At 64.5% G+C, this 20,518-nt stretch carries 15 protein-coding genes; 8 read left to right on the forward strand and 7 right to left on the reverse strand.

Annotated elements, in window-relative coordinates:
• The first annotated feature begins 88 nt into the window (after positions 1 to 88).
• The 5 genes from ACPZMI_RS22880 (at position 89) to ACPZMI_RS22900 (ending at position 11,300) form a co-directional block, all read left to right on the forward strand.
• Positions 89 to 1,360 (forward strand): MdtA/MuxA family multidrug efflux RND transporter periplasmic adaptor subunit, encoded by a 1,272-nt coding sequence (locus ACPZMI_RS22880; RefSeq protein WP_411382602.1) that lies wholly within the window; start codon positions 89 to 91, stop codon positions 1,358 to 1,360.
• The gene (locus ACPZMI_RS22885; protein WP_186664312.1) at positions 1,357 to 4,455 is read left to right on the forward strand and encodes an MdtB/MuxB family multidrug efflux RND transporter permease subunit; all 3,099 of its coding nucleotides are present in this window, start codon (positions 1,357 to 1,359) and stop codon (positions 4,453 to 4,455) included. The genes ACPZMI_RS22880 and ACPZMI_RS22885 overlap by 4 nt, the downstream gene beginning before the upstream one ends.
• Positions 4,452 to 7,562: an efflux RND transporter permease subunit gene (locus ACPZMI_RS22890; protein ID WP_186708926.1), complete on the forward strand. Its 3,111-nt coding sequence runs from the start codon at positions 4,452 to 4,454 to the stop codon at positions 7,560 to 7,562. Before ACPZMI_RS22885 ends, ACPZMI_RS22890 begins: the two co-directional genes overlap by 4 nt.
• Positions 7,559 to 9,052, forward strand: coding sequence for an efflux transporter outer membrane subunit (locus ACPZMI_RS22895; RefSeq protein WP_186664316.1), 1,494 nt, complete (start codon positions 7,559 to 7,561; stop codon positions 9,050 to 9,052). The genes ACPZMI_RS22890 and ACPZMI_RS22895 overlap by 4 nt, the downstream gene beginning before the upstream one ends.
• A gap of 175 nt (positions 9,053 to 9,227) precedes the next feature.
• Positions 9,228 to 11,300 (forward strand): putative bifunctional diguanylate cyclase/phosphodiesterase, encoded by a 2,073-nt coding sequence (locus tag ACPZMI_RS22900; protein ID WP_426353138.1) that lies wholly within the window; start codon positions 9,228 to 9,230, stop codon positions 11,298 to 11,300.
• Here ACPZMI_RS22900 and ACPZMI_RS22905 read toward each other — a convergent pair.
• Both ACPZMI_RS22905 and ACPZMI_RS22910 read right to left on the reverse strand, forming a co-directional pair.
• Entirely contained in the window at positions 11,297 to 11,557 is a 261-nt protein-coding gene (locus ACPZMI_RS22905; RefSeq protein ID WP_186664320.1) for a DUF1652 domain-containing protein, read from the reverse strand. The two genes, ACPZMI_RS22900 and ACPZMI_RS22905, sit on opposite strands and share 4 nt — an antisense overlap.
• A gap of 269 nt (positions 11,558 to 11,826) precedes the next feature.
• The gene (locus ACPZMI_RS22910) at positions 11,827 to 12,474 is read right to left on the reverse strand and encodes a DUF1345 domain-containing protein (protein ID WP_426353139.1); all 648 of its coding nucleotides are present in this window, start codon (positions 12,472 to 12,474) and stop codon (positions 11,827 to 11,829) included.
• A gap of 169 nt (positions 12,475 to 12,643) precedes the next feature.
• Between ACPZMI_RS22910 and ACPZMI_RS22915 the strand changes: the two genes are divergently transcribed.
• Entirely contained in the window at positions 12,644 to 13,558 is a 915-nt protein-coding gene (locus ACPZMI_RS22915) for a site-specific integrase (RefSeq protein WP_186708941.1), read from the forward strand.
• A gap of 19 nt (positions 13,559 to 13,577) precedes the next feature.
• Here ACPZMI_RS22915 and ACPZMI_RS22920 read toward each other — a convergent pair whose 3' ends face one another.
• Together ACPZMI_RS22920 and gspG are read right to left on the reverse strand one after the other, a co-directional pair.
• Entirely contained in the window at positions 13,578 to 14,768 is a 1,191-nt protein-coding gene (locus tag ACPZMI_RS22920) for a type II secretion system F family protein (protein WP_186708943.1), read from the reverse strand.
• 11 nt (positions 14,769 to 14,779) lie between these two features.
• Complete coding sequence (gene gspG, locus ACPZMI_RS22925; protein ID WP_186664325.1) at positions 14,780 to 15,205, reverse strand: type II secretion system major pseudopilin GspG; 426 nt, start codon at positions 15,203 to 15,205, stop codon at positions 14,780 to 14,782.
• A 175-nt stretch (positions 15,206 to 15,380) separates the two neighbouring features.
• On the opposite strand from gspG, the gene ACPZMI_RS22930 reads away from it, so the two are divergent.
• Entirely contained in the window at positions 15,381 to 15,977 is a 597-nt protein-coding gene (locus ACPZMI_RS22930; RefSeq protein WP_186664327.1) for a lytic transglycosylase domain-containing protein, read from the forward strand.
• Between the two features lie 8 nt (positions 15,978 to 15,985).
• Here ACPZMI_RS22930 and ACPZMI_RS22935 read toward each other — a convergent pair whose 3' ends face one another.
• The 3 genes from ACPZMI_RS22935 to ACPZMI_RS22945 all read right to left on the reverse strand — a co-directional run bounded on the left by ACPZMI_RS22935 (position 15,986) and on the right by ACPZMI_RS22945 (position 18,084).
• Positions 15,986 to 16,582 carry a hypothetical protein gene (locus tag ACPZMI_RS22935; protein ID WP_186722194.1) on the reverse strand — a complete coding sequence of 199 codons (597 nt, stop codon included), beginning with the start codon at positions 16,580 to 16,582 and terminating at the stop codon, positions 15,986 to 15,988.
• Positions 16,583 to 16,672: 90 nt separating this feature from the next.
• Positions 16,673 to 17,059, reverse strand: a complete 387-nt coding sequence (locus ACPZMI_RS22940) for a VOC family protein (RefSeq protein ID WP_426353140.1) — start codon at positions 17,057 to 17,059, stop codon at positions 16,673 to 16,675.
• Between the two features lie 164 nt (positions 17,060 to 17,223).
• Positions 17,224 to 18,084, reverse strand: coding sequence for a CAP domain-containing protein (locus ACPZMI_RS22945; RefSeq protein ID WP_186664333.1), 861 nt, complete (start codon positions 18,082 to 18,084; stop codon positions 17,224 to 17,226).
• Positions 18,085 to 18,339: 255 nt separating this feature from the next.
• Between ACPZMI_RS22945 and ACPZMI_RS22950 the strand changes: the two genes are divergently transcribed.
• Positions 18,340 to 20,508 carry a TonB-dependent receptor gene (locus ACPZMI_RS22950; RefSeq protein WP_186664335.1) on the forward strand — a complete coding sequence of 723 codons (2,169 nt, stop codon included), beginning with the start codon at positions 18,340 to 18,342 and terminating at the stop codon, positions 20,506 to 20,508.
• Positions 20,509 to 20,518: the final 10 nt, after the last annotated feature.

The following is a 20,518-nucleotide window of genomic DNA, read 5'->3' on the forward strand; positions in this document are numbered from 1 at the left end:
CCTGGTAAAGGCCCTTTGCTAAAGCGATGCCAGTGCTTATCGTTCAATCTCCCCGGTCGCCACTCTCTGAACAAGGTTCGTTCAACCCATGCAAGCTTCTGCCTCCCGTTCTCCCCGTCGCTGGCTGTTCGGCCTGCTGATCCTGCTGCTGGTGGCCTTGCTGGCCTGGTGGCTGTGGCCTGCCGCTGCCCCGACGCACAAGGAGCAGGGCGTGCGCATGGGCAAAGGCGGGCGCCCAGGCTTCGGGGCCTCCAGCGACCCGGTGCCGGTGCGCGTCGAACCTGTGCGGGTCGGCGACTTCCCGCTCTACTACAAGGCACTGGGTACGGTCACGGCGGCCAACACGGTCAATGTTCGCAGCCGGGTGGCGGGTGAGCTGGTCAAGATCCACTTCAAGGAAGGGCAGCAGGTCAAGGCTGGCGACCTGCTGGCCGAGATCGACCCGCGCTCGTACCGGATCGCCCTGCAGCAGGCAGAGGGCACCCTGGCGCAGAACCAGGCGCAGCTGAAGAACGCCCAGGTCGATCTGGCCCGCTATAAAGGCCTGTACGCCGAAGACAGCATCGCCAAGCAGACACTGGACACCGCCGAAGCCCAGGTCGGGCAGTTCCAGGGGCTGGTCAAGACCAACCAGGCTGCGGTGAACGACGCACGCCTGAACCTGGAGTTCACCCAGATTCGTGCCCCCATCAGCGGTCGCCTGGGCCTGCGCCAGCTCGATCTGGGCAACCTGGTGGCGGCCAACGACACCACCGCGCTGGTGGTGATCACCCAGACCGAACCGATCAACGTCGCCTTCACCCTCCCGGAAACCGAACTGGCCACCGTGCTCGAGCGCTACCGCAGTGGCGCGCGCCTGCCGGTCGAGGCCTGGGACCGCGGTGACCGCAAGCTGCAGTCCACCGGTGTGCTGGGCAGTTTCGACAACCAGATCGACACCACCACTGGCACCCTGAAGTTCAAGGGTTTCTTCGAGAACAAGGACCTCGCCCTGTTCCCCAACCAGTTCGTCAACGTGCGCCTGCTGGCCGATACCCTCAAGCAGGTGGTGCTGGCCCCGGCGGCGGCGATCCAGTTCGGCAACGACGGCACCTTCGCCTATGTGGTCAACGCCGAGAACAAGGTCAATGTCCGCAAACTCAAGGTTGGTGCCAGCGACGGCGAGAACAGCGTGATCCTGGAGGGCCTGAAGGCCGGCGAGCGCCTGGTGCTCGAAGGCACCGACCGCCTGCGCGAGGGCACCCAGGTCGAGGTGGTCGACGACAGCTCGCAAGTGCCGACCACCCCTGGCCAGCACCTGCAAGGCCAGGAAGCCAAGGGCTCGGCCCAGACCGGTGAGTCGAGCAAGGCGGGCGCATGAACATCTCGCGGCTGTTCATCCTGCGCCCGGTCGCCACCACGCTGAGCATGCTGGCCATCGTCCTGGCCGGCCTGATCGCCTACAAGATGCTGCCGGTGGCAGCCTTGCCCCAGGTCGATTACCCGACCATCCGTGTCATGACCCTCTACCCGGGCGCCAGCCCCCAGGTGATGACCAGCGCGGTCACTGCGCCGCTGGAACGCCAGTTCGGCCAGATGCCGGGCCTTAGCCAGATGGCCTCGACCAGTTCGGGCGGCGCCTCGGTGCTGACCCTGCGCTTCAACCTGGACATGAACATGGACGTTGCCGAGCAGCAGGTCCAGGCTGCGATCAACGCCGCCAGCAACCTGCTGCCCAGCGACCTGCCGGCCCCGCCGGTGTACAACAAGGTCAACCCGGCCGATACCCCGGTGCTGACCCTGGCCATCAGTTCCGGCACCATGCCGCTGCCCAAGCTCAACGACCTGGTCGACACCCGTGTAGCGCAGAAAATCGCCCAGATCAGCGGCGTCGGCATGGTCAGCATCGCCGGCGGCCAGCGCCAGGCGGTGCGGATCAAGGTCAACGTCGATGCCCTGGCCGCCAACGGCCTGAACCTGGACGATGTGCGCACCTTGATCGGCGCCTCCAACGTCAACCAGCCCAAGGGCAACTTCGATGGCCCGACCCGGGTGTCGATGCTCGATGCCAACGACCAGCTGCGTTCGCCCGACGAATACGCCAACCTCATCCTCAAGTACAACAACGGCGCGCCGCTGCGCCTGAAGGACGTTGCCGAGATCGTCGACGGTGCCGAGAACGAGCGCCTGGCGGCCTGGGCCAATGAAAACCACGCGGTGCTGCTGAACATCCAGCGCCAGCCCGGGGCCAATGTCATCGAAGTGGTCGACCGCATCAAGGAGATGCTGCCGTCGATCACCGACAACCTGCCGGCCGGCCTCGACGTCAGCGTGCTCACCGACCGAACCCAGACCATCCGCGCCGCGGTGCGCGATGTGCAGCACGAGCTGCTGTTCGCCATCGCCTTGGTGGTGATGGTCACCTTCGTCTTCCTGCGGCGGGTCAGCGCCACGATCATTCCGTCGATCGCCGTACCGCTGTCGCTGATCGGCACCTTCGGTGTGATGTACCTGGCCGGCTTTTCGATCAACAACCTGACCTTGATGGCCCTGACCATCGCCACGGGTTTCGTGGTGGACGATGCCATCGTCATGCTGGAGAACATCTCCCGGCACATCGAAGAAGGCGAAACGCCGATGCAGGCGGCGCTCAAAGGCGCCCGGCAGATCGGATTCACCCTGATTTCGCTGACCTTCTCGCTGATCGCGGTGCTGATTCCGCTGCTGTTCATGGCCGATGTCGTCGGCCGGCTGTTCCGCGAGTTCGCCATCACCCTGGCGGTGGCGATCCTGATCTCGCTGGTGGTATCGCTCACGCTCACGCCGATGATGTGCGCGCGTTTGCTCAAGCGCGAACCCAAGGAAGAAGAGCAGAGCCGCTTCTACCGCGCCAGTGGTGCCTGGATCGACTGGCTGATCGAACGCTACAGCCACGCCCTGACGTGGGTGCTCAAGCACCAGCCGCTGACCTTGCTGGTGGCGGTGGGCTCGCTGGCGCTGACGGTGTTCCTCTACATCATCGTGCCCAAGGGCTTCTTCCCGGTGCAGGACACCGGGGTGATCCAGGGCATTTCCGAAGCCCCCCAGTCCATCTCGTTCAGCGCCATGAGCGAGCGCCAGCAGGCACTGAGCAAGGTGATCCTGCAGGATCCGGCGGTACAGAGCCTGTCTTCGTACATTGGTGTGGACGGGGACAACGCCACGCTCAACAGCGGGCGCCTGCTGATCAACCTCAAGCCCCATGCCGAGCGCGATGTCACGGCCAGCCAGGTGATCAGCCGCCTGCAGCCGCAGCTCGACCGGCTGGTGGGTATTCGCCTGTTCATGCAGCCGGTACAGGACCTGAGCATCGAGGACCGGGTCAGCCGCACCCAGTACCAGTTCAGCCTGTCCTCGCCTGACCCGGACATGCTCGCCGAGTGGAGCGGCAAGCTGGTCCATGCCCTGCAACAGCGCCCTGAGCTCACCGACGTTGCCAGCGACCTGCAGGACAAAGGCCTGCAGGTGTACCTGGTGATCGACCGCGACATGGCCAGCCGCCTGGGCATCACCGTCGCGCAGATCACCAACGCCTTGTACGACGCCTTCGGGCAGCGGCAGATCTCGACCATCTACACCCAGGCCAGCCAGTACCGCGTGGTGCTGCAGTCGCAGGCTGCGGCCAGCATTGGCCCGCAGGCGCTGGAGTCGATTCACGTCAAGGCCACCGATGGCGGGCAGGTTCGCCTCTCGGCGCTGGCGCGCATCGAACAGCGCCAGGCACAGTTGGCCATTTCGCACATCGGCCAGTTCCCCGCCGTGATGATGTCCTTCAACCTCGGGTCGGGCGTGTCGTTGGGCGAAGCGGTGCAGGTGATCGAGCAGGTGCAGCAGGACATCGGCATGCCGCTGGGTGTGCAGACCCGCTTCCAGGGCGCCGCCGAAGCCTTCCAGGCCTCGCTGTCGAGCACCTTGCTGTTGATCCTCGCCGCCGTGGTGACCATGTACATCGTGCTCGGCGTGCTCTACGAGAGCTACATCCACCCGGTGACCATCCTCTCGACCCTGCCGTCGGCGGCCGTGGGTGCCTTGCTGGCGCTGCTGCTCAGTGGCAACGACCTTGGGATGATCGCCATCATCGGTATCATCCTGCTGATCGGTATCGTCAAGAAGAACGCGATCATGATGATCGACTTCGCCCTGGAGGCGGAACGTCACCAAGGCATGAGTCCGCGCGAGGCGATCTATCAGGCCGCGCTGCTGCGCTTCCGGCCGATCCTGATGACCACCCTGGCAGCGCTGTTCGGTGCCTTGCCGCTGATGCTCGCCACCGGCTCCGGCGCCGAACTGCGCCAACCGCTGGGCCTGGTGATGGTCGGCGGGCTGCTGGTCAGCCAGGTGCTGACGCTGTTCACCACGCCTGTCATCTACCTCTACTTCGACCGCCTGGCGCGCCGCTGGCGCCCGGCCGCTGATACCGCGCAGGCCGAGGCATGAACCTGTCCGGACCGTTCATTCGCCGGCCCGTGGCGACCATGCTGCTGAGCCTGGCGATCATGCTGCTCGGTGGCGTCAGTTTCGGCCTGCTGCCGGTCTCGCCGCTGCCGCAGATGGACTTCCCGGTCATCGTGGTGCAGGCCAGCCTGCCAGGCGCAAGCCCGGAGGTGATGGCCTCGACCGTGGCAACGCCGCTGGAGCGCAAGCTGGGCAGCATCGCCGGGGTCAGCACCCTGACCAGCAGCTCAAGCCAAGGCTCGACACGGGTGATCATCGGCTTCGACCTGGGGCGCGACATCGACGGCGCGGCGCGCGAGGTGCAGGCTGCAATCAACGCCACCCGCAACCTGCTGCCCAGCGGCATGCGCAGCATGCCCACCTACAAGAAGGTCAACCCGTCGCAGGCGCCGATCATGGTGCTGTCGCTGACCTCGGACGTGCTGTCCAAAGGGCAGTTGTACGACCTGGCCGACACCATCCTCTCGCAGAGCCTGTCGCAGGTCAGTGGGGTAGGGGAAGTGCAGATCGGCGGCAGTTCGCTGCCGGCGGTGCGCATCGAGCTTGAGCCCCAGTTGCTCAACCAGTATGGCCTGGCGCTGGACGATGTACGCACCGCCGTGGCCAACGCCAACCAGCGCCGCCCCATGGGTTTCGTCGAGGATGCCGAGCGCAACTGGCAGGTACGCGCCAACGACCAGCTGGAAAAGGCCGATGACTACAAGCCGCTGGTGATCCGCCAGCAGAACGGTGCCATCCTGCGCCTGGCCGATGTGGCCAAGGTCAGCGACGGTGTCGAGAACCGCTACAACAGCGGTTTCTTCAACGACGATGCGGCGGTGCTGCTGGTGGTCAACCGCCAGACCAACGCCAACATCATCCAGACCGTGCAACAGATCAAGGACCAGCTTCCGGCCCTGCAGTCGCTGCTGCCGGCCAGCGTCAAGCTCAACGTCGCCATGGACCGCTCGCCGGTGATCAAGGCCACGCTCAAGGAAGCCGAGCACACGCTTCTGATTGCCGTGGTGCTGGTGATCCTGGTGGTGTACCTGTTCCTGGGTAATCTGCGTGCCTCGTTGATTCCGAGCCTTGCCGTGCCGGTGTCGCTGGTGGGCACCTTTGCGGTCATGTACCTGTGTGGCTTTTCGCTGAACAACCTGTCGCTGATGGCATTGATCCTGGCCACAGGGCTGGTGGTGGACGATGCCATCGTGGTGCTGGAGAACATTTCCCGGCACATCGAGAATGGCGCCAAGCCCATGCGCGCTGCGTTTCTGGGTGCCAAGGAAGTGGGGTTCACCCTGCTGTCGATGAACGTTTCGCTGGTGGCGGTGTTCGTCTCGATCCTGTTCATGGGCGGTATCGTGCGCGGGCTGTTCCAGGAGTTTTCGATCACCCTGGCCGCAGCAATCCTGGTGTCGCTGCTGGTGTCGCTGACCCTCACGCCGATGCTCTGCTCGCGCTGGCTCAAACCCCATGCCCCACAACACCAGACGCGTTTGCAGCGCTGGAGCGACCGGGTGCACCAACGCATGGTCGAGGGGTACGACAAGAGCCTGGGCTGGGCCGTGCGTCATCGCCGGCTGACGCTGATCAGCCTGTTGGCGACCATCGTGCTCAACGTCGCCCTGTACGTGATCGTGCCCAAGACCCTGATGCCGCAGCAGGATACCGGTCAGTTGCAGGGCTTCGTGCGGGGCGATGACGGGCTGTCGTTCACCGTGATGCAGCCGAAGATGGAAATCTACCGCCGGGCGCTGCTCAAGGACCCGGCCGTGCAGAGCGTCGCTGGTTTCATTGGCGGTAACAGCGGCACCAACAACGCCTTCGTCCTGGTACGGCTGAAACCGATCGCCGAGCGCAAGGAAAATGCGCAGAAGGTCATCGAGCGTCTGCGCAAGGAATTGCCGAAGGTGCCGGGCGGGCGCCTGTACCTGATGGCCGACCAGGACCTGCAGCTGGGCGGTGGAGGGCGTGATCAAAGCACCTCGCAATACCTCTACACCCTGCAAAGCGGGGATCTGGCAGCCCTGCGCGAGTGGTTCCCCAAGGTGGCCGCGGCCTTGCGCAAATTGCCCGAGCTGACGGCCATCGACGCCCGCGATGGTGCCGGCACCCAGCAAGTGACCCTGGTGGTCGATCGCGACCAGGCCAAGCGCCTGGGCATTGACATGGACATGGTCACTGCCGTGCTGAACAACGCCTACAGCCAGCGGCAGATTTCGACCATCTACGACAGCCTCAACCAATACCAGGTGGTAATGGAGATCAACCCCAAATACGCCTGGGACCCGAGCACCCTGGAGCAGGTGCAGGTGATCACGGCCGAGGGTGCGCGGGTGCCGCTGTCGACCATCGCCCGTTACGAGAACAGCCTGGCCAATGATCGGGTCAGCCATGAGGGGCAGTTCGCCTCCGAAGACATCTCCTTCGACGTTGCCGAGGGCTACAGCGTCGACCAGGCCCTGGCGGCGCTGGAGCGCGAGGTGGCCAAGCTGGGCCTGCCGGAGTCGGTGATCGCCAAGCTCGGTGGCAGTGCCGACGCCTTCACCAAGACCGCCCAGGGTCAGCCGTTGATGATCCTCGGTGCACTGGTTCTGGTGTACCTGGTGCTGGGCATCCTCTACGAGAGCTACATCCACCCGCTGACCATCCTCTCGACCCTGCCGTCGGCGGGGGTTGGTGCATTGCTCACGCTTTACGTGACCGGCGGGGAGTTCAGCCTGATCTCGTTGCTGGGGCTGTTCCTGCTGATCGGGGTGGTGAAGAAGAACGCCATCCTGATGATCGACCTGGCCCTGCAACTGGAGCGCAATGAAGGCCTGTCGCCGGAAGAGTCGATCCGTCGCGCCTGCCTGCTGCGCCTGCGACCGATCCTGATGACCACCATCGCCGCCATCCTCGGCGCATTGCCGTTGCTGCTCAGCCAGGCCGAAGGCGCGGAAATGCGCCAGCCGCTGGGCCTGACGATCATCGGTGGCCTGGTCTTCAGCCAGATCCTCACCCTTTACACCACGCCCGTGGTCTACCTGTACCTGGACCGCGCGCGCCACCGTTTCAACCGTTGGCGCGGCGTGCGCACCGACGCCGCCCTGGAAACCCCGCTATGAACTTTGCCCAGACCCCGCTGCACCGCGCCCTGCAATTGCTGACCCGTGGCCGTGGATCGCGCCTGCTTGGCGCCGGCCTGTGCGTGGCGATGCTCAGTGCCTGTACCCTGAGCCCCGATTATCACCGCCCCGAGGTCAGCACCCCGACGCAGTTCAAGCAGGCCGAGGGCTGGACCCAGGCCAACCCCTCGGATGCCATCGCCCGCGGTGCCTGGTGGGAGCTGTATGGCGACAAGGGCCTGAACGCCCTGGTCGAGGAACTCAACCGCAGCAACCAGACTGTCGCCCAGTATGAAGCGCAGTACCGTCAGGCCCAGGCCCTGGTACGCAGCAGCCGGGCGTCGCTGTTCCCGTCGCTGAACCTCACCACCAGCAAGAACCGTTCAGCCCAGGGCACTGGCAGTTCCAGCTCGAGCCTGTCGAACAACAGCAGCGGCATTCGCGACACCTACAACGCGCAGTTGGGCGTGAGCTGGGAAATCGACCTCTGGGGCAAACTGCGCGAGACCATGAATGCCAACGAGTCCAGCGCCCAGGCCAGCCTCGCCGACATGGCGGCGATTCGCCTGAGCCAGCAGTCGGAACTGGTACAGAACTACCTGCAGCTGCGGGTCATCGACGAACAGAAACGCTTGCTCGAAGCCACCGTGGCCGCTTACGAGCGCTCGCTGCGGATGAACGAGAACCAGTACCGCGCCGGCGTCGCCGGCCCGGACGCCGTCGCCCAGGCACGTACCCAGCTCAAGAGCACCCAGGCCGACCTGATCGACCTGGCCTGGCAGCGCGCCCAGTATGAAAATGCCATCGCCGTGCTCATGGGCAAGGCGCCGGCCGAGTTCTCGCTGGCCGCCAGCAACGATATCCCTGCGCTGCCGCCGATCCCGGTGAGCTTGCCGTCGCAGTTGCTGGAGCGTCGTCCGGATATCGCCTCGGCCGAACGCAAGGTCATGGCCGCCAACTCGAACATCGGCGTCTCGCGCGCGGCCTATTTCCCCGATCTGTCGTTGAGCATGAATGGCGGCTATTCGAGCAGCAGCTTCAACAACTGGATCGAGCTGCCGAATCGCTACTGGTCGGTCGGGCCACAACTGGCATTGACCCTGTTCGACGCTGGCAAGCGTAGCGCCGAGGTGGACCGCACCGTGGCGGTCTACGACCAGACCGTAGCGCAGTATCGCCAGACGGTGCTCGATGGCTTCAAGGAGGTCGAGAACTACCTGGTGCAGTTGAAGGTGTATGCCGACGAAGCGGTGGTACGCCAGGAAGCGCTGGATGCTGCCCGTGAATCGTTGCGCCTGACCGAGAACCAGTACCGTGCCGGATTGATCGGCTATCTGGATGTGGTGAACGTGCAGACGACGGCGCTGAGCAACGAACGCAGTGTGCTGAATCTGCTGCAGGGGCGCCTGGTGGCCAGCGTGCAGTTGATCGCGGCATTGGGCGGCGGCTGGGAAGCGGGGCCGGCGTTCGCAGAGGCTGACAAACAGTAAGGTTGCAGTGCCGGCGTTATCGCGGGGCAAGCCCGCGATAGCGTCGGCACCGTGCGTAACCGACCGCGGGATCTTCCACCCTGTAGTCCCCGCAAAATCCCGTGCCTTTCCTCCCTGTTCGCGTAAAATCCTCCGCCTTTTCCGGGCCCTTCCTCGCCCTCTGCCGGAACTTGAAATGCTGACAGGTAGCTACTCCTCTTCGCTGGTGTTGATCTCGCTGTGCGTGGCCATCCTGGCGTCCTACACCGCACTCGACCTCGCAGGCCGCATCGCCACCGCCAAGGGACGCGCGGTGTATCTGTGGATGGGCGGCGGGGCGCTGGCGATGGGAATCGGCATCTGGTCGATGCATTTCATCGGCATGTTGGCCTTCGAGTTGCCCATCGAGCTGGGCTACGACCTGGGCTTGACCGCGTTGTCACTGCTGATCGCCGTGTTATCTGCAGGCTTTGCCTTGTGGTTGGTCAGCCAGCCGCGGTTGAGTTGCCCGCAGGTGGGCTTGGGTGCGCTGTTCATGGGCACCGGGATTGCCTGCATGCACTACACCGGCATGGCTGCCTTGCAGATGCTGCCCGGGATCGACTACGACCCGGCGCTGTTCGGTGCTTCGCTGGCCATCGCCGTGGGCGCCTCGGCGGCAGCCTTATGGATTGCCTTCCGCCTGCGCAGGCAGACGCCGTACGTTCGGCAGATCCGCGGTGCCGCAGCGGTGCTGATGGGGGTTGCCATCGTCGGCATGCACTACACCGGCATGGCGGCGGCCAACTTCCCCGAGGGTAGTTACTGCGGTGCGCTGGTCGGCGGGTTGTCTGGTGACTGGCTGGACTATGCAGTACTGATCACCACCCTGGCGGTGCTGGCGGTGGCCTTGCTGACGTCGGTGCTGGACGCGCGCCTCGAATCCCGCACCGCGGAACTTGCGCGCTCATTGACCCAGGCCAACCAGGAGCTGACGCAACTGGCCCTGCACGACACCCTGACCGGGCTGCCGAACCGCACCTTGCTGGCCGACCGTATCGAGCAGGCCATGGCCAAGGTGGCAGAGCAAGGTGGTTGCTTTGCGCTGATGTTCATCGACCTGGACGGGTTCAAGCCGGTCAACGATGCCTTTGGTCACCATGTTGGCGACCAGTTGCTCAAGGCGGTGGCTGCGCGGCTGCGTGGACATCTGCATAGCCAGGACACCTTGGCGCGGATTGGTGGTGACGAGTTCGTCCTGCTGGTCGAGTTGCAGGAACCGGACGATGCTGTGGGCGTGGCGGACAAACAGGTCAACCTGGTAGCCAGGCCATTTCGTGTTGCAGAGCACGACCTGCAATTGTCGGCAAGCCTGGGTATCGTGCTCTACCCGGGTAATGGCCAGGACCAGCACGAACTGCTGCGCAATGCCGATGCGGCCATGTATCACGCCAAGAGCGCGGGCAAGAACGGCTACAGTTTTTTCGACACCTCGATGAACAGTAACGCCCGCCAGCAGCTGCAATTGCTGCAGGACCTGCGCGCGGCGCTCGAGCATGACCAGTTCCGGCTGTATTACCAACCCAAGTTCGAAGCGCACCAATGTACGCCGATCGGTGCCGAGGCCTTGTTGCGTTGGGAGCACCCGCAGCAAGGGCTGTTGCTGCCGGACCGTTTCATCGGCCTGGCGGAGAAGACCGGCCTGATCATCCCCATCGGCGAATGGGTGCTGGGCGAAGCCTGCCGGCAGATGCGCCAGTGGCTGGATCAGGGCCATGGACACTGGCGCATCGCGGTGAACCTGTCGGCCATCCAGTTCTGCCATTCAGGGTTGGTTGACAGTGTCTCGCGAGCCTTGGCCGACAACGGCCTGCCGGCCAACCGCCTGACCCTGGAAATCACCGAAACCACCGCCATGCGCGATGCCGATGCCAGCCTGACGGTGTTGCAGCGCTTGTCGGACATGGGCGTCGATTTGTCCATCGACGACTTCGGGACGGGCTATTCCAGCCTGATGTACCTCAAGCGCCTGCCGGCGAACGAGCTGAAGATCGACCGCGGTTTTGTCCGCGACCTCGAGCATGACAGCGACGATGCTGCGATCGTTTCGGCGATCGTTGCGTTGGGGCAGGCATTGGGTTTGCGGATCGTTGCCGAGGGCGTTGAAACCGATCGTCAGCAGGACTTCCTGACCCGCCTGGGCTGCGATTCGCTGCAGGGCTACTTGCTGGGTCAGCCGGTACCGGCCGAGCAGTTCATGCAACGGCTGACGCAGGGCGAGAACGGCTAACCCGCGTCGCGCAGGGTAGGGAAGGGGTTGAAGGCGTCCATCTCGGCTTCGACTGCCTCGATGATGCGCTCCACATCTGCCGCGGCCATGATCGCGGCGCAGGGAATGCCGGCGATGGCCAGCAGGGTTTCGCCAGTGGCCCGGTCGAACAAGCGCGCGACCATGCTGCGTGGTGCATCCATGCTGGCCTCGAAGCCCAGCGGGTGGAAATGCCAGCGCATCACCTGGCAGGCGTTGGGGAACGTCATCTTGTTCATGCCAGCCTCCATTTCCGGGTGTTCGGGCGCCTGGTCGCTGAACCCTGTGCCTGGCTTTGTCGTGAAGGGCAGGGGGGACAGCGAAACTTAAACATAGCAGCTACGGCGCCAGTGTCGCGCAGCGAAGATGACAAATCGGCGAATGCATGACACAGGTCACATCCACGTGGCTCCGGCAAATCACGGGCGTCCATGGGGGCAAACGTTTTCCGCGTGGCTTGGCGAGCAACGGGCGCGAACCTGACCGACCTGCGCTTTCGGACCAGCGGTCAACTGAGCAGACCGGCGGCGATATTGATGGTGAAACCCAGGATTGCGGTGTTGAACACGAAACTGACCAGGGAGTGGGCCAGCACCACCCGGCGCATGGCTCGGCTGGCCACGCCTATGTCCGAGGTCTGGACCGCGACACTGAGGGTGAAGGAGAAATAGTGGAAGTCCCAGTAATCGGGGTTGCGTTCGCCATCGGCGAAGCGCAGAGGGGGCTCCTTGTGGCTGTCGGTGTAGAACAGCCGCGCGTAGTGCAGGCTGAAGATACAGCCGATCAACAGCCAGGATCCGGCCACGGTCAGGCCGGTATACAGGTAGTGCAGGGCCTGCGCGCTGCCGTGCAGGCCGCGACTGGACGCCAGTTGCAGGGTCACGGCGACCAGGCTGGCAATGGCTGCAATGCAGACGGTGAACAGGACCAGGCCTGCGTTTTCGTCCTCGACATTGGCGACCTTGCGCACGGTTTGGGATGTAGCGCGCCAGGTCAGCCACAGCACCAGCGCCAGGTACAGCCAGACACCGAGGTTCCAGCCTGCGAGAAAACGCTGCGTCCAGTCGTCTGCGGGGATCAGCCAGCCGCCGAGCAGGCCAACAAGCGTGGCAAGGCTCAGGCGTGGGTGGGTTCGGGTCAGGCGGTGGAAAGCCATGGGCGCTCGGCGGTGGTCTGGGTTGTCTTCCACTTTAGCCTGCACCAGGTGGTGTTGTGTCGCCGCGCGTTCGATCCGTGGTCGATCATCAGGTACCATCCGCGTTCGCCATCGATAAAAGCCTTGTGTATCAAGGTGATGACTCGTTTCACGCTACAGGATCCACGTTTTGACCGATTCCCTGCACAATCCCTTGCTGCAGTACCTGGCACGCCTGGCGCCCTCCAGCCAGTTGACCATGCGCTATATCCTCCAGGATGCCGCCGACCGGCTGGGGTTCGCCGATTGCGACATCGCCGCGGTGCCCTGGCACCTGATCGAACCTGGCCACGTCATTGCCCTGGTGGCAGCCTTGCGTGCCGATGGTTTTGCACCCAATACCTCTTCGCTGTACGTCAACGCGGTGCGCGGGGTGATGAATGAGGCCTGGCGCCAGGGGCTGATCGACCACGAGCATCTACTCAGGATTCGCGAGGTCAAGCCTGCGAGCGGCACGCGCCTGCCACCCGGGCGCAACCTGCGACGCAGCCTGATCCGTGAGCTGATGGAAGTCTGCGCTGCCGATCCGCGGCCGCAAGGTGTGCGCGATGCGGCGATCATCGCCTTGCTGTACGGCACCGGGATGCGCAAGTCCGAGTCGGTGGACATCGACTTGTGCGATGTCGACTTCCACGAACACAGCCTGCAGGTGCTGGGCAAGGGCAATCGGCAACTGGTCAAGTACGCCCCGGCCTGGGCCTTCGACAAGCTGCAGGCCTGGCTCGATCTGCGCCGCGCGCAGTTGCCGGAGGGCGCGGCGGACGATCCCTTCCTCTTCAACCGGATTCGCCGGGGCAGCCATATCACCCGTGCGCGCATCACCAAGCATGCGATCTACTACATCGCCCGCCAGCGTGGCGCGCAGGTGGGGGCGAAGATCATGCCGCACGATTTTCGCAGGGCGTTCATTACCCGGGTGATCGAGGAGCACGACCTGTCGATTGCCCAGAAGCTTGCCCACCATGTGAACATCCAGACCACCGCAGGGTACGACCGACGTGACGACAACGAGCGGCGGCGGGCGGTGGAGCGCTTCGACTATTGATATCGGCGTTGTGCCCCGCTCAATGAATGCTCGAGGCCAACTCGAAGATCGGCATGTACATCAGGATCACGATCAGCCCGATCAGCAGCCCGATGAAGGTCATCAGCAGTGGTTCGAACAAGCGCACGAACCACTCGACCCAACGACCGATCTCCTGGTCATGGAAATCGGCGCAACGTTCGAGCATCTGCCCCAGGTTCCCTGATTGCTCCCCCGCCCGCAGCAGACGCAGCGACACCGGCGTGACCAGCCCGCCAGCCTCCAGCGCCGCCGACAAGGCTAGCCCTTCGCCCACCTGCCGCGCCGCACGCTCCAGCCCTTCGCCTGCAACGCTGCCGAGCAGTCCGCGCGCCATCCCCATTGCGGTCAGGATCGGAATCCCACCCTGCAGCAGGATCCCCAGCGAACGATAGAACCTCGCCAGCTCGTACATCAGCAAGCGCTGGTGCAAGGCCGGCAGGCGCTGCAGTTGGCGGTTGGCAACGCGGCGCACACGCGGGTGGCGGCGCAGCAGCACCAGGGTGAGGATGCCTGTCAGTGTGCCGAGCCCCAAGGGCAGTTGCTGGGCATGCAGAAACAGGCCGACCTTCATCAGCACCCGCGACAGCCACGGAAGTTCGCTGCCCATGCCCTCGAACACCAGGCTGAAGCGCGGCACCACATAGCCGAGCAGAAACAATACGACCCCCCCGCCGACCAACAACAGCAACAAGGGATAGACCGACGCGCCCACAAGCTTCTGGCGCACCAGGTCCAGGCGCTGGCGATAACTGATATAGCGGCCGAGGGCATCACCCAGGGCTCCGGTGCGCTCGCTGGATTGCACCAGCGCCACATAGAGCCCGGGGAAGATCCGGGGCTGCTGGGCCAGCGCCTGGGACAGCGAACGGCCTTCGTACAGCTGGCTCACCAGTTGGCCAAGCACCTTGCGCGCCGGGGCGTTCGGCGCCTTTTGCGCCAGGCTTTCCAGGGCATCGATCAGGGGCAGGCCGGCGTCGAGCAGAGTCCCCAGCTCCTGGCTGAACAGCACCAGGTCGAAGGGCTGGGCGCGCCGCCAGTTGCCATGCGACCAGGACAACCCCTGGCGTTGCAGGCTCACTACCCGCAGCCCCTGGTCCTGAACCTGGCGCCGGGCATGCTCGGCATCCTCAGCTTCGACCTGCATTTGCACGATACCCTGCCTGCCGAGGGCCTTGAGGCTGTAGCGCATGGCGAATGCCCTCACTGCCAACTGGTGACTTCGGCGTTTTCGCCGTCACCACCGGGCTGGCCGTCCTTGCCCATCGACAGCAGATCGTACTCGCCACCGTTCTCACCCGGCTGACGATAGATGTAAGGGCGGCCCCAAGGGTCCTGGGGCACGGCCTTCTGCAGATAAGGGCCGGACCAGCGCGCCTCGCCACCGGGGGCGGTGACCAGCGCCTGCAAACCCTGCTCGCTGCTGGGGTAGTGGCCCACCTCGAGGCGGTACAGGTCCAGTGCCTTACCCAGCCCTTCGATCTGCGCCCGGGCAACCTTGGCTTCGGAGCGGCCGAGCTGGCTGAAGTACTTGGGCGCGACGATGCCGGCCAGCAGGCCGAGCACCACCAGCACCACCAGAAGTTCGAGCAGGGTGAAACCACGTTGTGTGCGAATGCGGCGCTGCATGGCGATGCCCTCCGATGCGTGTACAGGCCCCCATGCAACAGCCGTGCACGTCTGCCTTGCGGCCTTGTGGCATGCGGCTCAGGCAAGCGGCACGCTGCTTGCGTGAGAGCTGCAGGGCCCAGGTTTTTCGGGGCATTTCCCCCACATCGGGGGGCACGGCGGGGAGACGAGCGACATGCGTGGACTCATCCTTGGCTTGATCGGGCTGCTGGCAGGTGCGGCCCAGGCTGACGTGTACATCTCCATCGGCGCGGGTGGCACCTACGTGCTGTCCAACGTGCATCGACCGGGGCGCCAGTATGAGCGGGTCATCAGCGAGACCCGCCCCCAGGCCGGCCCTCTGGAGGCGCAACTGTTGACTGGGCGCCCCTACGCTGACCTGGTAGCGGATGCGGCCCGCCTGCATGAAGTGCCCCAGGCGTTGCTGCATGCCGTGATCAAGGCCGAGTCCGGCTACAACCCCAAGGCCCGCTCGGCCAAGGGGGCTGCCGGATTGATGCAGTTGATGCCCGATACCGCCCGGGAGATGGGGGTCAAGGACGTCCTCGACCCCAAAGACAATGTGCAGGGCGGGGCGCGTTACCTGAAGCGCATGCTCAGGTTGTTCGACAACGACATCACCCTGGCCGTGGCAGCCTACAACGCCGGGCCTGACGCGGTGATCAGCCGTGGTCGCGTGGTGCCGCCCTTTGCCGAAACCCGGCGCTATGTGCCCAACGTGCTGCGCGACTACCGGCGCCTGCAGGGGCTCGCCGAGGGTGGGGCGTGGTGAGCGGTGGATCAGTGCGGGATGACGGAGGGCACTTCGCCGCCCAGCGAAAAGCGATAGCCAATGTCGATATCGGGGGCTGGCCGGTGGCAGTGGGTGCGACTGAGCAGGAACTCGAACGCCGGCTCGTACAGCCCGTCACGTACTACTGCGCCGGCAAGGACCTCGACCTGGTACCAGCCGTTGTCGAGTTCGATCATCGGTCGGCCCGGCACCTGGTAGCGGGCCATGAAGTCGCCAAGGGTCTTGTTGGTGAAGTGCTGCAGCATGCGCCAGGTGAACAGCATCAGCGCGCGGTTCTCCACGTGCAGCACGTAGCCTGCGCGGCGGTGTGCCACGCGACTGCCGGCTTCGAGCAGGGCCGGGGTTCGTTCGTCGAGGCTGAAGATGATGCGGTAGGGCAGGTTATCGATGCCTGCCAGGGGCAGTACCACGCCTTCGAGCACGGCGCGGTCGCCGCTGTCGGTGTCGGTGCGGGGGTGGGTGAATTCGTGGGCAAGGTCGTCGGGTAGCGCGTTGTCATCCTTGAAACGCGCCAGGCGCTGTATGTCGCCGACGAGGAAATAGTCGACCAGGTCGTTCAGGACTTCGCTGAATTCGTAGCGCATCGGATTTTCCTTGTTCTATGTGCGCTGGCGGGTAAACAGAATGTAGCGGATGCCGTGAGGGCTGTCGCCTCTGCCGGCAGTCCGCTGTGATCAATGGCGTTGGGCGATCTGGATCAGGTTGCCACAGGTATCGTCGAACACCGCCACGGTGACAGGCCCCATGGGCGTAGGCGGCTGGGTGAACTGCACGCCGCCGGCGCACAGGCGCGTGTACTCGGCCTGGATGTCACGCACGGCGAAGGAAGTGGCCGGGATGCCGTCGGCCTTGAGCGCGGCCTTGTAGGTTTTGGCAGCCGGATGGGCATCGGGCTCGAGCAGCAGCTCGACACCATTGGGGTCGTTGGGGGAGGTGAGGGTGAGCCAGCGGTACTGGCCCATCGGGATGTCGTGTTTGGGCTGGAAGCCCAGAACGTGATGATAGAAAGCCAGAGCCTTGGCCTGGTCGTCGACGAGGATGCTGGTGACTACGATCTTCATAGGCTGCACCGTTCCTGAGGGTCGTAGCGTTAAGTAAAGACGCTGCGCGCCATTTGACCAGTCTGATGGCGGGGCGAGGCACCCTTGATCCTATCTGCAGGAGCGGGGGGGCGGCGCTCCGACTTGACCCGCGATGGGGCGCGCAGCGGCCCCATGCATCCGTCTCACTGCGGCGACCCGAACAATGCCGTCCAGTAGATCCCCGCATCGCTCTTGGGATCTACGGCATAAGCTGCGCCCAATTCGCGGTAATCCGGGTTCATCAGCGTTGCGCAGTGGCCAGGGCTGGCCAGCCAGCCATCGACCACCTTGCGTGGCGTATCGCGGCCGGCAGCGATGTTTTCGCCGATCTGCTGATACAGATAGCCGGCAAGCTCGGCCCGATCACCCGGCGTGCGGCCGTCGCGGTCGATGTGGTCGAAGAAGTTCTGGTTGGCCATCGCCCGCGTGTGGTTGGCGGCGACACCGGCCAGCGTGGTATTCCAGCTCAGGGCCGCTGCTGCTGCGAAAGGCTGCCCACCGCATTGGCGCGGTATCTTGCGCGCGGCGTTGACCTCCTGCAGCAGTTTCTGGCCTTCGGCTTGCCAGTCGCCGAGGCGCCCGCTGAGCAGCGGGCGTGCCAGCACGATGCGCCAGTCGCGGCCTTCCTGGCTGACACCGATATCCACGAACTGCGGGTCGAGCACCACCTGGCAGAAGCTTTCTTCGATGGCGCTCATCGCCGCCTTGGCATCCCGTGGCCCGGACAAGCTGATGGCCTGGACATTGACCATGGGGTAGGCGGCACGGGTCATGGCCTGCTGCAGGTCGCGGGTGCCTTCCGGCGACAGCGCCAGGCGGGTGTCGCTATTGAGCGGCGGCAACTCCAGCGAACCTGCGTCGCCGCAGCGCTGGGCCTGGCTGCGGTAGGCATTGATCGACTCGATCAGTTGCGCTTCGTCGCCGCTGATCGCCAGGGCACTGGTGGAAATGACCAGGCCGAGTGACAGGGCGCCAAGGCAGGCAACAGATGACAGGACGCGCATCAAGAATCTCCCTATGACTGGCAGCGACCTCGTGTTGGCGCTGCCCATCCTACACAAGCTGCAGGCTTTTGGCCTCGTCTGTGCGTTGCAGTAAACCACCGACAACCGATTGTTGCGGCAAAAGAGGCAGTAGACCGGCGAAGGGCGAAAAAGTGCAATTGATTGGAAATAATTCGCAATATCCATTATAAACACGACTCAATCGCAATCATGCATGCCAGGAAGGCGCTCCATTCACTTTATCGGGAGCCTTTCATGGCACGTTCCTGTCCTTTTCGTCCGACCCTGCTCGCCCTCTGCTGTTCCCTTGGCGTAGCCGCCCATGCCGCTGATGCGCCGCTGGAGCTCGACGCCACCGCGATCAACGCCGATGCCGTCAAGGCGCCTCGCACCCAGTTGCCGGAGGCCTTCGCAGGTGGGCAGCTGGCCCGTGGCGGGCAGATGGGCGTGCTGGGCAACCAGGACATGATGGACGTGCCGTTCACCATGACCAGCTACACCTCGCAGTTGATCGAGGATCAACAGGCCGAGGATATTGGTGATGTGCTGCTCAATGACCCCTCGGTGCGCCAGTCGTTCGGCTTTGGCAACCAGTCCCAGGTCTTCGTGATCCGCGGCCTGCCGTTGAGCGGCGACGACGTGTCGTTCAATGGCCTGTACGGCGTGCTGCCACGGCAGATGATCTCCACCGACGCGGTAGAGCGGGTCGAGCTGTTCAAGGGCCCCAATGCGTTCCTCAACGGCGCCAGCCCCACTGGCACCGGCCTTGGTGGCAACGTCAACCTGCAGCCCAAGCGCGCCGGCGACACGCCGACTCGCCGTTATACCCAGGACATCAGCAGCGATGGGCGCATCGGCGAACACCTGGACATCGGCCAGCGTTTCGGTGAAGACAACCGTTTCGGCGCGCGCCTGAACCTGTCCCAGCGTGAAGGCGAAACCGCCGTGGACGACCAGGACCAACGCAGCAAGCTGTTCGTCGCAGGCCTGGACTACCGTGGTGACCAACTGCGCCTGTCGGCCGACATCGGTTACCAGAAGCAGCGCGTCAATCACCTGCGCAACTCGGTGCGCCTGGGCTCGGCGGTGACCAGCATCCCGCGTGCGCCGAGCGCCGATCACAACTACGGCCAGGATTGGTCGTGGACCGAGACCGAGGATACCTTCGGCATGCTGCGCGGCGACTACGATTTCAACGAGAACTGGAGCGGCTACATCAGCGGGGGCGTCAAGCACACCCGCGAGAACGGTTTCTATGGCACGCCGGTCCTCACCAACGCTGCCACGGGCGCCGCGACCATCGGCGGCTCGCAGATCCCGCACAACGAAGACAACACCAGCCTGATGGCCGGGATCAACGGCCGCTTCCAGACGGGCCCGGTGAGCCACCAGTTGAATCTCGGTGCCGCGAGCATCTGGACCCAGCAGGAAAACGCCTACGTCTTCTACAGTTCGCAGAACACGAATATCTACAACACCAGCCCACTGCCCAAACCGACAACGCCTACGCTGGTCGGCGGCATGCTCGACGACCCAGGTGTGACCGGCAAGACCCGCAACCGCAGCCTGGCGCTGTCCGATACCGTGGGGCTGTTCGACGACACGCTGCTCCTCACCGCTGGCGTACGCCGCCAGCAACTGCGTGTCGAAGGCTATGCCTACCGCGGCACGGGTGTGGACGCCGGGCGCACTGCGTTCTACGACGAAGCGGTCACCACACCAGTGTATGGCATCGTCTACAAGCTCAACCCGTCGGTCTCGTTGTACGCCAACAGCATCCAGGGCCTGGCCCAGGGCGCCACGGCGTCGGGCCAGGTGGTCAACGTCGGTGAGGTGTTCCCACCGGCCAAGACCAAGCAGATCGAGGCGGGCATCAAGTTCGACCGCCAGACCTACGGTGCCAACCTGGCGGTGTTCCGTATCGAGCGGCCCACCGATGGCTACGTGCAGGGCAACCTCTATGTGCAGGACGGCGAGCAGGTCAACAAGGGGATCGAGCTCAGCGTATTTGGCGAGCCGGTGCCGGGCCTGCGCCTGATGGCCGGTGGCACGCGCATGGACACGGAGCTGAAGAACACCCAGAACGGCACCAACGATGGCAACAAAGCGGTGGGGGTCCCGACCTTCCAGCTCAATGCCAGCGTCGACTGGGATGTGCCTGGGCTCGACGGCGTGGCGCTCAATGCCCGCATGCTGCGCACCGGCGGGCAGTACGCCAACCCGGCCAACACCCTCAGCCTGCCGACCTGGAACCGATTCGACGTGGGCGCGCGCTATCGCTTCAAGGTGCAGGAAAAAGACATCACCTTGCGCATGAACGTGGAAAACCTGACCGACAAGAACTATTGGGCCTCGGCCAACGGCGGTTATCTGACCCAGGGCGACCCACGGCTGGTCAAGTTCTCCGGGACCATCGATTTCTGATGGCCCGTCG

Source organism: Pseudomonas wayambapalatensis (assembly GCF_049942315.1).
Lineage (GTDB): Bacteria > Pseudomonadota > Gammaproteobacteria > Pseudomonadales > Pseudomonadaceae > Aquipseudomonas > Aquipseudomonas wayambapalatensis.

Bases quoted from the DNA above. Each gene is read 5' to 3' on its own strand.
- ACPZMI_RS22940 (WP_426353140.1), bottom strand. From the start codon at position 17,059: ATGAAGATCGTAGTCACCAGCATCCTCGTCGACGACCAGGCCAAGGCT.
- ACPZMI_RS22930 (WP_186664327.1), top strand. From the start codon at position 15,381: ATGCGTGGACTCATCCTTGGCTTGATCGGGCTGCTGGCAGGTGCGGCC.
- gspG (WP_186664325.1), bottom strand. From the start codon at position 15,205: ATGCAGCGCCGCATTCGCACACAACGTGGTTTCACCCTGCTCGAACTT.
- ACPZMI_RS22910 (WP_426353139.1), bottom strand. From the start codon at position 12,474: ATGGCTTTCCACCGCCTGACCCGAACCCACCCACGCCTGAGCCTTGCC.
- ACPZMI_RS22895 (WP_186664316.1), top strand. From the start codon at position 7,559: ATGAACTTTGCCCAGACCCCGCTGCACCGCGCCCTGCAATTGCTGACC.
- ACPZMI_RS22945 (WP_186664333.1), bottom strand. From the start codon at position 18,084: ATGCGCGTCCTGTCATCTGTTGCCTGCCTTGGCGCCCTGTCACTCGGC.
- ACPZMI_RS22900 (WP_426353138.1), top strand. From the start codon at position 9,228: ATGCTGACAGGTAGCTACTCCTCTTCGCTGGTGTTGATCTCGCTGTGC.
- ACPZMI_RS22905 (WP_186664320.1), bottom strand. From the start codon at position 11,557: ATGAACAAGATGACGTTCCCCAACGCCTGCCAGGTGATGCGCTGGCAT.
- ACPZMI_RS22950 (WP_186664335.1), top strand. From the start codon at position 18,340: ATGGCACGTTCCTGTCCTTTTCGTCCGACCCTGCTCGCCCTCTGCTGT.
- ACPZMI_RS22880 (WP_411382602.1), top strand. From the start codon at position 89: ATGCAAGCTTCTGCCTCCCGTTCTCCCCGTCGCTGGCTGTTCGGCCTG.
- ACPZMI_RS22920 (WP_186708943.1), bottom strand. From the start codon at position 14,768: ATGCGCTACAGCCTCAAGGCCCTCGGCAGGCAGGGTATCGTGCAAATG.
- ACPZMI_RS22935 (WP_186722194.1), bottom strand. From the start codon at position 16,582: ATGCGCTACGAATTCAGCGAAGTCCTGAACGACCTGGTCGACTATTTC.
- ACPZMI_RS22885 (WP_186664312.1), top strand. From the start codon at position 1,357: ATGAACATCTCGCGGCTGTTCATCCTGCGCCCGGTCGCCACCACGCTG.
- ACPZMI_RS22890 (WP_186708926.1), top strand. From the start codon at position 4,452: ATGAACCTGTCCGGACCGTTCATTCGCCGGCCCGTGGCGACCATGCTG.